This window comes from Desulfitobacterium sp. PCE1, from assembly GCF_000384015.1.
In the GTDB taxonomy this organism is placed as follows: Bacteria; Bacillota; Desulfitobacteriia; order Desulfitobacteriales; family Desulfitobacteriaceae; genus Desulfitobacterium; species Desulfitobacterium dehalogenans.
Window position 1 is genome coordinate 4,109,925 of the sequence record NZ_KB913023.1, and the last position, 13,082, is coordinate 4,123,006.

The 13,082-nt window shown below is 49.1% G+C and carries 16 protein-coding genes; 2 read left to right on the top strand and 14 right to left on the bottom strand.

Annotated features, from left to right (window positions below; translation table 11 throughout):
* The first annotated feature begins 2 nt into the window (after positions 1 to 2).
* Positions 3 to 713 (top strand): N-acetylmuramoyl-L-alanine amidase, encoded by a 711-nt coding sequence (locus tag DESPCE1_RS0120280; RefSeq protein ID WP_019851534.1) that lies wholly within the window; start codon positions 3 to 5, stop codon positions 711 to 713.
* A gap of 13 nt (positions 714 to 726) precedes the next feature.
* Positions 727 to 1,089, top strand: coding sequence for a hypothetical protein (locus DESPCE1_RS0120285; protein WP_019851535.1), 363 nt, complete (start codon positions 727 to 729; stop codon positions 1,087 to 1,089).
* Between the two features lie 32 nt (positions 1,090 to 1,121).
* On the opposite strand, the gene wecB is transcribed toward DESPCE1_RS0120285, so the two are convergent.
* From wecB to glpX, 14 genes are all read right to left on the bottom strand, one after another.
* Positions 1,122 to 2,309, bottom strand: coding sequence for a non-hydrolyzing UDP-N-acetylglucosamine 2-epimerase (wecB, locus tag DESPCE1_RS0120290; protein WP_019851536.1), 1,188 nt, complete (start codon positions 2,307 to 2,309; stop codon positions 1,122 to 1,124).
* A gap of 311 nt (positions 2,310 to 2,620) precedes the next feature.
* Positions 2,621 to 3,088 carry a dCMP deaminase family protein gene (locus DESPCE1_RS0120295; protein ID WP_019851537.1) on the bottom strand — a complete coding sequence of 156 codons (468 nt, stop codon included), beginning with the start codon at positions 3,086 to 3,088 and terminating at the stop codon, positions 2,621 to 2,623.
* A complete protein-coding gene (upp, locus tag DESPCE1_RS0120300; RefSeq protein ID WP_014795869.1) occupies positions 3,085 to 3,714 on the bottom strand; it encodes a uracil phosphoribosyltransferase in 630 nt (209 codons plus the stop codon). Before upp ends, DESPCE1_RS0120295 begins: the two co-directional genes overlap by 4 nt.
* Positions 3,715 to 3,726: 12 nt before the next feature.
* Positions 3,727 to 4,980 (bottom strand): serine hydroxymethyltransferase, encoded by a 1,254-nt coding sequence (gene glyA / locus DESPCE1_RS0120305; protein WP_019851538.1) that lies wholly within the window; start codon positions 4,978 to 4,980, stop codon positions 3,727 to 3,729.
* 66 nt (positions 4,981 to 5,046) lie between these two features.
* Entirely contained in the window at positions 5,047 to 5,595 is a 549-nt protein-coding gene (locus DESPCE1_RS0120310) for a TIGR01440 family protein (protein WP_019851539.1), read from the bottom strand.
* A gap of 24 nt (positions 5,596 to 5,619) precedes the next feature.
* A complete protein-coding gene (gene rpiB, locus DESPCE1_RS0120315; protein ID WP_014795872.1) occupies positions 5,620 to 6,069 on the bottom strand; it encodes a ribose 5-phosphate isomerase B in 450 nt (149 codons plus the stop codon).
* Positions 6,070 to 6,197: 128 nt separating this feature from the next.
* On the bottom strand, positions 6,198 to 6,644 hold the full coding sequence (locus DESPCE1_RS0120320; protein WP_014795873.1) for a low molecular weight protein arginine phosphatase: 447 nt from the start codon (positions 6,642 to 6,644) through the stop codon (positions 6,198 to 6,200).
* A 12-nt stretch (positions 6,645 to 6,656) separates the two neighbouring features.
* On the bottom strand, positions 6,657 to 7,244 hold the full coding sequence (locus DESPCE1_RS0120325) for a manganese efflux pump MntP family protein (protein WP_019851540.1): 588 nt from the start codon (positions 7,242 to 7,244) through the stop codon (positions 6,657 to 6,659).
* A gap of 613 nt (positions 7,245 to 7,857) precedes the next feature.
* Positions 7,858 to 8,904: an L-threonylcarbamoyladenylate synthase gene (locus DESPCE1_RS0120330; RefSeq protein WP_028305647.1), complete on the bottom strand. Its 1,047-nt coding sequence runs from the start codon at positions 8,902 to 8,904 to the stop codon at positions 7,858 to 7,860.
* Between the two features lie 5 nt (positions 8,905 to 8,909).
* Entirely contained in the window at positions 8,910 to 9,767 is an 858-nt protein-coding gene (gene prmC / locus DESPCE1_RS0120335) for a peptide chain release factor N(5)-glutamine methyltransferase (protein WP_019851542.1), read from the bottom strand.
* Positions 9,767 to 10,834, bottom strand: a complete 1,068-nt coding sequence (prfA, locus tag DESPCE1_RS0120340) for a peptide chain release factor 1 (RefSeq protein ID WP_014795877.1) — start codon at positions 10,832 to 10,834, stop codon at positions 9,767 to 9,769. The genes prmC and prfA overlap by 1 nt, the downstream gene beginning before the upstream one ends.
* 138 nt (positions 10,835 to 10,972) lie before the next feature.
* Positions 10,973 to 11,170, bottom strand: coding sequence for a 50S ribosomal protein L31 (gene rpmE / locus DESPCE1_RS0120345; protein ID WP_014795878.1), 198 nt, complete (start codon positions 11,168 to 11,170; stop codon positions 10,973 to 10,975).
* A gap of 132 nt (positions 11,171 to 11,302) precedes the next feature.
* Positions 11,303 to 11,992: a M23 family metallopeptidase gene (locus DESPCE1_RS0120350; protein WP_014795879.1), complete on the bottom strand. Its 690-nt coding sequence runs from the start codon at positions 11,990 to 11,992 to the stop codon at positions 11,303 to 11,305.
* A gap of 52 nt (positions 11,993 to 12,044) precedes the next feature.
* A complete protein-coding gene (glpX, locus tag DESPCE1_RS0120355; RefSeq protein ID WP_028305648.1) occupies positions 12,045 to 13,019 on the bottom strand; it encodes a class II fructose-bisphosphatase in 975 nt (324 codons plus the stop codon).
* Positions 13,020 to 13,082 lie beyond the last annotated feature (63 nt).

Genomic DNA, 13,082 nt, shown 5'->3' on the forward strand with positions numbered 1-13,082 from the left:
ACATGCCGCAAATCGAATGGGTAGGTACCCCCAACTTTAGGTATGGCCGCAATGCCCTCCAGCCCTTGGCCATTGTCAATCATATCACTGCCGGCTTTTATCCGGGCTGCTTAGACTGGATGCAGCATCCTTGCTCCCAGGCAAGTGCACATTATTTGGTCTTAAGAAACGGCCGCATACTACAACTGGTCAAAGAGGAAAACACAGCCTGGCATGCAGGTATAGCGAATAAACCCAATTGGAACCTGTATGATGGAACGAATCCGAACTACTATACCATCGGCATTGAACACGAAGGAATGCCTGGAGATGAGCTGACAGAAGCTCAGTATCAGTCCACCCTATGGCTCCATAAGCAGCTCATAACCAAGTATCCAGCGATCACCATTGATAACCGGCATATTATTGGCCATTACAGAATTGACAGTGTCAACAGACCAAACTGCCCAGGGGCTAAGTTTCCCTGGGCAGAGTTATTTGCTGATTTGAAGGGAGGGCATGACGTGGATCATCTCGTAATCTATGCCGATGGAGATGTAGGAGCTGCGCTTTTGCTCAGCTTTAAGCTAAAATGCCCGATGGTCCATAAAGCCTTTGCAGAGAAAATCCAGGCCAGGCATAAGCACTGGGTTGGGGTGCAGGGGACGAATGGCGACGGAAATTACTACTATGCCGGGAGCGACCGGATAGAGACTGCGAAGTTAGGATTGTGAGGAGGAGTCAACTATGGAAACTGCCTTGGGTTCTATCCAGAACTTTTGGGGGCTGCTGCTTGTTGTGGCAGTCTTTATTATTTATCTGATCAGCCAGGGGAAGGCTAAAGCTGGGAAGATTGTGCTCTCGCTGATGCTGAGGCTGGAGAAGCAGGCTGAAGAGTACGCACTGCAGACCGGGGAAGAGAAGTTTGGCTTCGTGGTGGAAAAGGGATATCAGATTTTGCCCAAATATGTACGGTTGATCTTTAGTTATAACATGTTCGTTGAACTGGCAGATAGACTCTATGATGAAGCAAAGAACTATTTATTGAACCTGGAGGAAAAGACCCTTGCCGCGCCGGTTAAAGAGGGCAAAGAAGCCGATCCCGGATAACACAGCCTATAACAGTCCTCTAACAAAGCCCTCTATGATTGGAGAAAATCTTCAGTAATCTTCGCAATCCGGCTTGCAGCTCGGCCATCACCATAGGGGTTAACAGCATGAGCCATGTACTCATAGGCTTCCTGATTACCCAGGAGGCGGCTCAGTTCCTGAAGAACTTTTTCATAGCTGGTTCCCACTAAAGATACGGTCCCTGCCTCCACCGCCTCCGGCCGCTCGGTGGTATCCCGAACCACCAGCACTGGAATCCCCAGGGAAGGGGCTTCTTCCTGAATTCCTCCGGAATCGGTCAGAATAATATTGGCTTGAGCCATGAGGTTGACAAAGGGTTCATAGTCCAGAGGCTCAATCATATGGACCCGGGGATTATGACCCAGAACTTCATTGACTACTTGACGAACAGAGGGGTTTTTATGCACAGGGAACACCACATAAGTATCCGGATAATGCTCCAAAACCTCTGCTAAAGCCCGATAGATCTGCCGCATAGGCTCACCGAGATTTTCCCGGCGATGAGTAGTCACAAGAATCATGCGCCGTCCTTCATTTTGGCTTAATATTTCCTTTAAGGCGGAATCTGAAAATGTATAATCCTTCTTTACGGTGGTCAGTAAGGCGTCAATCACTGTATTTCCTGTGACATATATTTTCTCTTCCGGGACCCCTTCAGCCAATAAGTTTCTTTTGGATGTTTCCGTAGGTGAAAAATGCAAATCCGTTAAAGCTCCGGCCAATTTGCGATTCATTTCCTCCGGGAAAGGAGAGTATTTATTGCCCGTACGTAATCCCGCTTCCACATGGCCTACGGGAATTTGGGCATAATAGGCAGCTAAAGCTGCAACAAAGGTGGTTGTAGTATCCCCGTGGACCAGGACCAGGTCGGGCCTAGCCTCTTCCAACACTTCCTTTAAACCGTTAAGGGCACGGGTAGTAATGTCCGTTAAAGTCTGTCCCGCCTGCATGAGATTTAAGTCATAATCCGGTTTAATTTGAAACAGATCCAGCACCTGATCCAGCATTTCCCGATGCTGGGCAGTCACAGTAACCTCACAGTGCAGAGACGTTTTTTTCAGGGCCTGAACAACGGGAGCCATCTTAATCCCTTCAGGCCGTGTCCCGAAGACTACCATAACCTTTTTTCCTTCCACTTGAATACTCTCCTTCCAGCAAAATATCTTTCTTTTGTCAGGGTCGTGTAGCTTATCCTGCATCCGTGCCCCCCAGACCCGAAAGGAAACCCAAGGATTTTGCTTTAAGGCAGGGAACGGATTCTAAGCGAGCAGGTAGCAATCTTCGTGAAAAGACTGCAGCGGAGTCGGGTTGGAAACAGGACGTTTCCAACCGCCCATTGAGCAGGAGCGATTTGGGCGGGCACCCGACGGAGCGGAGGTCTTGAGCGATTAGATTGCTCCGCGCAGCTTATGGAGTGAGCGCCTAAAGCAAAATCCTGGAGAATCAACTTGCAAGTCTTTTCAGAGGTAGATGCAACGAGAGGGCTAGGAAACCCTAGCCCTTTTCTGTATTATATTGAATTGGGAGATTCCAGCTGGATGAGCTCTAATTCCGCTTCAGCCGCCATCTCCAAAGCCAGTGGATCCGGGTAGGGATAAAGGAAAAAGACGCGTTTTATACCGGCATTAATAAGGAGCTTAGTACAAAGCACACAAGGCTGAAATGTAGTATAGATATCCGCTCCATTAATAGAAACCCCATGCTTGGCTGCCTGAACCAAAGCATTTTGCTCCGCATGAACCGCCCGGCAAATCTCTGTCCGTTCCCCGGAAGGGATACCCAGCTGTTGTCTGAGGCAGCCCTTTTGGGCACAATGACTCAGCCCTGTAGGACTGCCGTTATAACCGGTGCTGAGAATCTGCTTATCCTTAACAAGCACAGCACCCACTTGACGGCGCAGGCATGTGGAACGTCCTGCTACGACTTGTGCCATCTGCATAAAATATTCATCCCAACTGGGTCGCTCTATCTTTTTCATTTCGTACCATATAACCGATCCCCGGCGTCACCGAGACCGGGAATGATATAGCCGTGGTCGTTTAAATAATCGTCCACTGCCGCCACAAAAATATCCACATCGTCATGGTAGGTGTGAACTTCTTTGATGCCTTCCGGAGCGGCTATTAAACACATGAGCTTGATGTTTTTTGCTCCTCTGTCCTTCAGGAAGGTAATGGCCGCAGCAGCGGACCCCCCCGTAGCCAGCATGGGGTCAATGACGATTAAATCACGTTCTTCTACATCGGTAGGGAGCTTGCAGTAGTATTCCACCGGCTTCAGTGTCTCCGGATCCCGATAAAGTCCTACATGGCCAACTTTAGCTGTGGGGATTAATCTCAGCATCCCGTCCACCATTCCCAGACCGGCTCTTAAGATAGGAATCAAGCCTACTTTGCGTCCTGCTATTGCTTTTGCTGTCATAGTAGCTACCGGAGTCTTCACTTCCACATCTTGCAGAGGAAAATCCCGGGTCACTTCATAGGCCATGAGCATGGCTACTTCTTCTACCAGTTCACGAAAGTCTTTGGACCCTGTGTTTTCGTCCCGGATTAAAGATAATTTATGCTGTATTAAAGGATGGTCCAGAATATGAACTTTTGCCATGGGTGTCAACTCCTAATCTAAATTTGGGTAGAGAGGGAATTCTGCACAGAGTGCTGTAACGATATCCCGAGCTTTAGCCGCCCCAGCTTCATTGTGTTCCGACAAAGCAATGTTGATGGCTTCGGCAATTCTTTCCATTGCCTGAGCATCCATACCGCGGCTGGTCACGGCAGGGGTGCCGATCCGGATGCCGCTGGTTACCATGGGGCTGGCCGGATCATAGGGAATGGTGTTCTTGTTCACCGTAATACCGACCTCATCTAAAATATGCTCCGCTTCTTTCCCTGTCAAGCCTTTAGGCCGTACATCCACAAGCATCAGATGATTGTCCGTGCCTCCGGAAACGACGCGGAAGCCTTTTTCAGCCAGAGCTTCTGCTAATACTTTAGCATTCTCCACAATCCGTTTCTGATATTCCACAAATTCCGGTTTTAAAGCTTCACCAAAAGCAACGGCCTTTGCCGCAATTACATGCATCAAGGGGCCGCCCTGAATGCCGGGGAAGATGGCTTTATCGATAGCTTTAGCAAATTCTTCTTTGCATAGAATCAGCCCCCCACGAGGCCCCCGCAGAGTTTTATGTGTGGTGGTGGTGACAAAATGAGCGTAGGGAACAGGGCTTTGATGAAGTCCCGCTGCGACTAAGCCCGCAATATGGGCCATGTCTACCATGAAGTAGGACCCTGCCTCATCGGCGATTTCTCTTAAGCGGGCAAAGTCGATTTGTCTGGGATAGGCACTGGCTCCCGCTACAATCATCTTAGGGCGATGCTCAAGGGCTAATTTGCGCACCACATCATAATCAATTCGTTCTGACGACTGATCTACGCCATAGGCAACAAAGTTATAATACACGCCGGAAATATTTACGGGGCTGCCGTGAGTTAAATGCCCCCCATGGGAAAGATTCATACCAAGAACCGTATCCCCAGGTTTAAGCATGGCAAAATATACGGCGGTATTAGCTTGGGCGCCGGAATGGGGCTGGACATTAGCATGTTCTGCGCCAAAAAGCCTTTTCACTCGCTCCCGGGCTAAATCCTCAACAATATCCACATACTCACAACCGCCATAATAGCGTTTTCCCGGATACCCTTCCGCATACTTATTCGTAAGGACGGAACCCTGGGCTGCCATGACGGCTCTGCTCACAAAATTCTCTGATGCAATCAGCTCGATTTTATTGCGTTGTCTCCCTTCCTCCTGGGCGATAGCCTCCGCCACTTCGGGATCCTGAGGGAGAATCCATTCCTTAATATAATCCATGTTTACCCACTCCTACCTCCATAAATTAAGAAAACCTGGCTTGAGCGCGAATACATTGCCGACAAGCTATACTACAGGATACATCGCCCTCGGACCACCGATCAGCCGTGGCCGGGTTCTGGCCATGGTAAGATGAGCATGGCCAATCTCCTTGATGGAAGGGCGTATAGGCACAACCACTGGCCGCAGGTGCATCCCGATAAAGGTATCTCCCACATCAATTCCGGCATGACCGCGAATGGTTTCCACCATCATAGGTTCCTTATAGGTCTGCCAAGCCTTAACCGCCATGGAGCCCCCTGCTGATAACGAGGGGACAACGGTTACAGCATCAAGACCGTAATGCTCCACACAAGCTTCTTCCACCACGAGAGCTCGGTTCAAATGTTCACAGCCTTGGACAGCCAGATAGAGTTCCCGTGCCCTGACTTTGGCCAGCAAAAGGGGAAGAAGGGCGTCAGCAACCTCTTCGCTGCTTGCCTTCCCGATATGTTGTCCCATAACCTCACTGGTACTGCAGCCAAGAACGACAATTTGCCGGGGTTTTAAATTAGCTTGAGAAAAGAATTCATCTAAAACCTGATTCCAAGCTTTATTCATATCCTCAAAATTCATCGATGATTGCCTCCCTACAGGGGATTAGAGTGTCTCTCCCTTTTCAATGGAACTGATGAGTTCGACCCGACAGGCATGCCGTCCACCGGCAAAAGGAGTTTTAATGAAACTATCCACGATATCCAAGGCTAATCCTAAACCGGTAACTCTGCCTCCGAGGGCCAAGACATTGGCATTATTATGTTCCCGCGCCATACGTGCCGAATAGGTCTCAGTGCAGACTGCAGCACGAATACCCGGCACTTTATTGGCAGCTATAGAGATTCCTAAGCCCGTCCCACAGACCACGATTCCTAAATCTGCTTTGCCTTTATTTATTGCATCACCCACAAAAAAACCATACCTGGGGTAATCCACGGAATCTTTAGTGTTTGTACCGAAATCCAAGATCTCGATCCCTTGGTCTTCTAAATGGGCACGAATCTCATTTTTAAGTTCGTACCCGCCATGATCTGCTCCTAACGCGATTTTCAAAAGGGACACCTCCAATTATCTATAGCAGTTTTCTACATTAATTAGACAATCCCTGCCTATGGCTATGAAAAAGGAATTTTCACATAATAACCATCGATCATTAGTTTGTCCATCATTTTCCAAAGCTATTATCGCTGTCCCTCCAGGCTTGTTTTGACCTCATAAAGCAATGCCGCCATGTCCTCAGCACACCGGCGATACCGCTCAACACTTCCGCCCCAAGGATCTGAGATATCCTGATGGCTCCTTTCCCTTACCCAGCTACCCAACCTTTTGATTTTTGGGGCGAACTCAGGGAAAGCCTCCTTAAGCTGCATCTCATGGGTACCGGTCATGGGGACAATCCAATCCGCAGTAGCCAGCATTTCTCTACGCACTAAGCGTGCTTGATGGGAAGTGAGATCGATGCCTTTTTCCTTTAAGACTTGAACCGCTTGAACACTGGCGGGCTCCCCCTCCCAAGCTGCTAAACCTGCGGATTCCACTTGAATATCCGGTCCCAAAATCTCCCTCGCCAAACCTTCAGCCATGGGGCTTCGGCAGGTATTTCCAGTACAGATAAATACAATTCGCACAAATGATTACTCCTATCCCAGTAACATTCTTAATCCAATGATAACAAGGACAAAGCCTCCGACGACTTCAGCCCGTTTTCCTAACCAAGAACCTACATAACGGCCGAGGACCAAACCGCTCCCCATCATAATTCCAGCCACAGTGCCCATGACCAGAACGGTAAGCCCGATCCGGCTATCCACTGTCCCTAAAGAAAATCCTACACTAAGGGCGTCCAAGCTCACACTGGCTGCCAAAGCATACATACCGATACCACTTAGGGAAACCCCGGTCGGCAATTGTTTACGATTAAGAGCCGGTCTTGCTTCAGAAAGGGGGATATATTCCGCCTCCGGCCTCCAGACATGGAAAATCATACGTCCCCCTAACCATAGAAGAACCAGGGAACCGATCCCTCTGGCTAAATGGCCGAGAAACATTCCCAAGGTCTGTCCCAAAAACAGCCCTCCTAAGGGCATAAAAACATGAAAGATAGCAACCAACAGAGAAAGCCTCAAGGTCATCCTTTTTCCGACTCCTACGAGACCGATAGCCAAGGCCAGAGAAAAGGCATCCGCCCCTAAAGCAACGGACAGAGCCAATATCCATGCAAGATTCAATCCCCATTCCTCCTGTTCGAAGGGTAGAATACAATATCTCTGTATTCTATGCTATGGGGGGAGGTTGCATGCTGAAATCTCTGGGTCGTGTAGCTTCACATGTGTCATAAAGTTAACTTAAGCAGTATCTCCAGGATCTTGTTTACACCGTTCGCTCAATAAGCTGCGCGGTGCCAGACTAATCGCTCAAGCTCCCCACTCCGACGGGTCCCCGCCCAAATCGCTCCTGCTCAATGGGCGGTTGGAAACGTCCTGTTTCCAACCCGTCTCCGCTGCTAGCTTTTCGCGAAGTCTGGCATCCTGCTCGCTTAGAAGTCGCTCTCTTTTGTAAATCAATATCCTTGGGTCAGCTTCTTAAAAGTATCTCTTTTGAAATAAGACCTGTAAGCGCAGCTTCACGCACAAGAGTGAACGATTTTAGCGGAGGGGTGTTCAAGCGAACGAGGCTTTCGTTGCTTAGCGGAGCCACTGGTTCACTTCAAGTATTACCCTGAGGTTTGGCGTAGCTGCGACGAAAGCGAGTGAGCTAACCCCGGAGCTATTGAGTGAACGATGTGCGTGAAGCTGCACGACCTGAATATCCTCCAAAGAATGACTTCAATTTAACCGATTGCTACACCCGAACAATCCTCTGCCCGGAAGCCTTCTGCAACCGATTCATGATCGCGAAGCCCAGACCCTTTTCCGAGACTCCTTCGGCCAGAATAATGTCCATATCCTGTTCATCACAGAGCCTTAATCCTTCGTAGAGATTCCCGGCCACCTCTTCAGGAGCATTCTCTGACCCTAAGACAAAGAGCAGATCCGGAAGCTGGCTATGCAGGTCCGGTGCACTCTCCAGGGTACAGAGGATGCCTACTTTCTTTAAACGGGAGTGTCCTTTGCGAATCTCGTCGCTCATTTTGCGGATAATATTTTTCCTCTCCCCAATAAGGAGGGTCAAATCTCCTTTCGGAGCATAATGGCGATACTTCATCCCCGGAGCCTTAGGGGCCTGATTGGGTGAAGGATGATCCACCACCACTTCTCCCAATACTTCTTCCAACTCTTCCTTGGTGATACCTCCCGGACGAAGAATGGTAGGAACTTCACCGGTCAAATCCAAGACCGTGGATTCAACACCTACAGAACAAGTCCCCCCATCCAAAATCATGGGGATCTTGCCTTTTAAATCCTTCCAGACATGAATTCCCTGGGTAGGGCTGGGCTTGCCGGAAAGATTGGCACTGGGAGCAGCTATAGGAACCCCGGCTTCCTTAATGAGCTCCAAAGCTACCGGGTGCTTGGGCATCCGAATGGCCACAGTTCCTAGGCCTCCGCTGACCACATCCGGTACAAAGGCGGTTTTTTCCAAGACAAGAGTCAAAGGGCCTGGCCAAAATTTTTCTGCACAAAGGGCTGCTTGAGGCGTCCATTCCTCCACCAGCCTTTTGACCATTTCCAAGTCTGAGACATGAACGATGAGAGGATTATCCTGAGGCCTGCCCTTGACTTTAAAAATCTCTTTGCAGGCGTTGGCATCCATGGCATTAGCCCCTAAACCATAGACCGTCTCGGTAGGCAAGGCCACCAATTGCCCTTCACGAATCAGCTGGGCCGCCTCCTTAATCCACTCCGTCTCAGGATGCTGTGCATTGATCGTGACCCGTTTTGTTTGCAAAATTCTCACCTCGCGAAAACTACCCGATCTCTCCCCCCCAAATCCTGAAAGATCCGAGTGTGGAAACCCTGTTGCTGAAAAAGTCTTGCTACCGAATCTCCTTGCTGCCAACCGATCTCGACAAGGATCATACCCTTTTCTTTAAGTAAAGAACGGGCTTCTCGGGCAAGTTCCCGATAAAAATCTAAGCCGTCTACTCCCCCCAGAAAAGCCATACTCGGTTCTTTAGCTATTTCCGGGGCGAGTTCGCTGTATTCTTCTTGAGTTACATAGGGTGGATTGCTTACGATGAGATCCCAAACATCTCCTCGAATGGGTGCCAAGAAATCCCCTTGACGCCATTCGATCCGCACTCCCAGACGCTCTCCATTGAACTGCGCCACGTCCAGAGCACTCCTGGATAAGTCTGTCCCTACAACCTCAGCTTGAGGCCAATAGTGGGCAATGCTGATCGCTAAAGCTCCGCTTCCTGTACAGAGATCCGCAATGCGGGGGGGAGCTCCACCACCGGCCTCATCCGCTGAGTGCTTCCATTTCTTTTTTATCTCCAGAACCTTTTCCACAAGGATCTCTGTATCTGCCCTTGGAATAAGAACTCTTTCATCTACATAAAAATCAAGCCCCATAAATTCTTGGTGCTTTAAAATATACTGGAGTGGTTCCCGTTCGGCCCTGCAGCTAATCAGCCGTTTATAAGCGGCCTCCTGATCAGAACTAAGAGCTTGGTCTCTCTCCAAATAAAGTTGTTCCCGCCTTAAGCTGAGAATATGCCCAAGCAGGAGATCCGCATCCCAGCGCGGATTTTCCACTTGGGCAAGGTTTAATTCTTGCTCTCCCCATAAAAGAGCATCAATGATACGCATTATGCCTCCGATTTCAGACGCTCAGCTTGATCCGTAGTGATTAAGGCATTAATCACCTCATCCAGCTCTCCTAACAAGATGGAATCTAAGCGATGAAGGGTCAAGCCAATGCGATGATCTGTCACCCGACCTTGAGGGAAGTTATAGGTGCGGATTCGCTCACTGCGATCGCCGGTTCCCACCTGACTGCGGCGTTCACTGGCCAATTCTCCCATAGCCTCTTCCTGGGCACGTTCCAATAGACGAGCCCGCAAAACCCGAAGAGCTTTTTCTTTATTTTTCAGCTGGGATTTCTCGTCTTGGCAAGAGACAACGGTACCTGTGGGAACGTGGGTGATGCGGACCGCTGATTGGGTGGTATTGACCGACTGTCCCCCGGGACCGCTGGAGCAAAAAATATCAATCCGCAAATCGTTGGGGTTGATATCGACATCCACTTCTTCCGCCTCGGGAAGCACCGCTACCGTGGTGGTGGAAGTATGGATCCGACCGCCGGATTCCGTAGTAGGTACCCGCTGCACCCGGTGGACACCGCTTTCGAACTTCAGTTTGCTATAAGCCCCTTGTCCTTCAATAAGGAAGATAATCTCCTTAAAGCCCCCAATATCGGTGTAACTGGCGCTGAGGAGCTCCGTACGCCAGCCTTGATGCTCCGCGTATTTGGTATACATTCGATAAAGATCTCCGGCAAAAAGAGCCGCCTCTTCTCCACCTGCGCCGGCGCGGATTTCCATAATGACGTTTTTGTCATCATTAGGATCTTTGGGTAAGAGCAGAATTCTCATTTTCTCTTCTAACTCATCCCGCTTTTCAGTTAGTTCCTCGAGCTCCAGCTCGGCCATTTCCTTAAACTCAGGGTCTAATTTTTCCTCAAGAAGACTTTGTGTCTCTTCAAGATGTTTAAGGATCTCCGAATAGTCACGGAAGGCTTCCACAATATCCGTCATTCCTGCCTGAGTTTTGGCATACTTTTGCCATTCAGCCTGATTGGCAATGACCTCGGGGTCGCTTAAGAGCTGGGTAAGCTCATCATAGCGCCTTTCAATTTCAATTAATTTTCTTTGCATTTATTACACCTCAAGTAGCCATTTAATTTTTGGATTTCCAAGGCTTCTTGCACTAATTTTATACACCTTATGGTGAAAGAAAAAGCAGAGCATGCGCTCCGCCTTTTCTCTAGCAACGACCGCAGGCCGTTGTTCATATTACATGCCATATTTCTTCTTAAAGCGATCCACTCGTCCACCACTATCAACAAAACGTTGAACACCGGTATAGAAGGGATGGCATTTAGAACAAATTTCCACCTTAATATCTTTCTTAGTGCTGCCGGTAGGAATTACTTCCCCACATACACAAGTGATAGTGGTTTGTTCATATTTAGGGTGTGTCTTTTCTTTCATGTCGTCACCTTCTTTCCCAACCGAGTCGTCAACTCTAAACATTGTAGCACATTGGCTTCATACAGGTCAAGGCAAAAAACATAGAATGCTTCAATGCCCTCAACTATTTTTTTCGTTAAGAACCGAGTCGTTTTAGGTTGGGTTTCGGGGCAAATAGGGCTTGGGGTCAACAGCTTTCCCATTCAAGCGAATCTCAAAATGAAGATGGGGACCCGTACTTCTTCCCGTATCTCCCGCCAAGGCGATACGATCCCCCTGCTCAACCCACTCTCCTGGACGTACCAGGAGTTTTTGATTATGGGCATAAAGGCTTTGCACTCCATTACCATGGTCCAAAAGCACGGTCAAACCATAAATATCGATCCATTGGGCTTTAACGACCTTGCCCTCGCGAGCGGCAAGAATTTCCGTTCCGTGGGGAATGGCAAAATCAATACCATGATGAAATTCTCCCTTTCGCCAGCCATAATCTGAACTGATGGGGCCAGAGACCGGCCAGCTCCAGGTTAAGGATGCCCCGCGGGATAAGGCTTCGACCACCGCAGGGATCTCCTGAACGGTATTCTCCCGAATGGTCAGTGTAGCCTCAGGGTTCGCGATTACCGATGGATTATCCAACAGAATCTGAGACCTGGTCGTCTGATACTTTTTAGCCAAATCGTCAAGGCTTTGTCCTTCTTGAAGTGTGACTACAGAATAGGTAGCCTGTTCTTCTTGAGAAAAAGCATCGGAAGACCAGGCATTAATCCAGAAACAACACATAAACAGGAGGGCACACCCTTTACGATACAATGCCCTCTGCCCATGTCCTTCATTATTCATTGTTAAATAACCACCTCAAGGGTAGCTTTACCCATGTCCAGGTAAAAAATACCTACTGGACACCCTTCATGGCATAAGCGGGCTTTTTGTCAAAACGATGCCGTGCCTCAATAAAGCGGACTGTCCCCGTTTTTCCACGCATAACCACAGTATGGGTTAGGGCTCCTTGGGAAGTAAAATGCACACCTTTAAGCAGTGGGCCTTCTGTGATACCGGTAGCTGCAAAAAAGACATCATCAGAGCAGACCAGATCATCCATCGTTAAAAGTTTATTGATATCATGAACGCCTAACTTCTGAGCCCGCAGGATATCCTCATCATTCTCCGGCCAAAGCCTTCCCTGCATTTCTCCGCCTAAACACCGTAAAGCAGCCGCAGCCAGTACCCCTTCCGGAGCTCCGCCGATCCCCATCATGACATCTACTCCGGTTCCCTCAATAGCACAAGCCACCGCCGGCGATACATCTCCGTCAGTGATGAGGCGAATCCGGGCTCCCGCCTCCCGAACCTCATGAATGATCTTATCATGACGGGAGCGATCCAAGATAACTACGGTAAGGTCATCCATACTCTTGCCCAGAGCCTGAGCCACATTGGCTAAATTCTCTTTGACCGGGGCATCCAAGTGTATTCTGCCTTTGGCTTGAGGTCCGACGGCAATTTTATCCATATACATATCCGGAGCATGTAAGAGGCCGCCTTTTTTGGCTATAGCGACCACAGCAATGGCTCCGGCTAAGCCTTTGGCTACACTATTCGTTCCTTCCAAGGGATCGACGGCTACATCCAATTCCGGAGCTTCTCCGCTTCCTACTTTTTCACCGATGTAGAGCATGGGAGCTTCATCCATTTCCCCTTCACCGATGACAACCGTCCCCTGCATACGAATCGTGTCAAACACTGAGCGCATGGCTTGTACTGCAGCATCATCTGCGGCTTCTTTATCTCCACGACCAACCCAACGAGCCGAAGCCAATGCTGCCGCCTCAGTAACCCGGGCAAATTCCATGGTGAGTTCCCGTTCCATGGCCATTTCATTATTCATGATGATCCCTCCAAATTATTTAACTCCAACCTAATCCTAACTCAA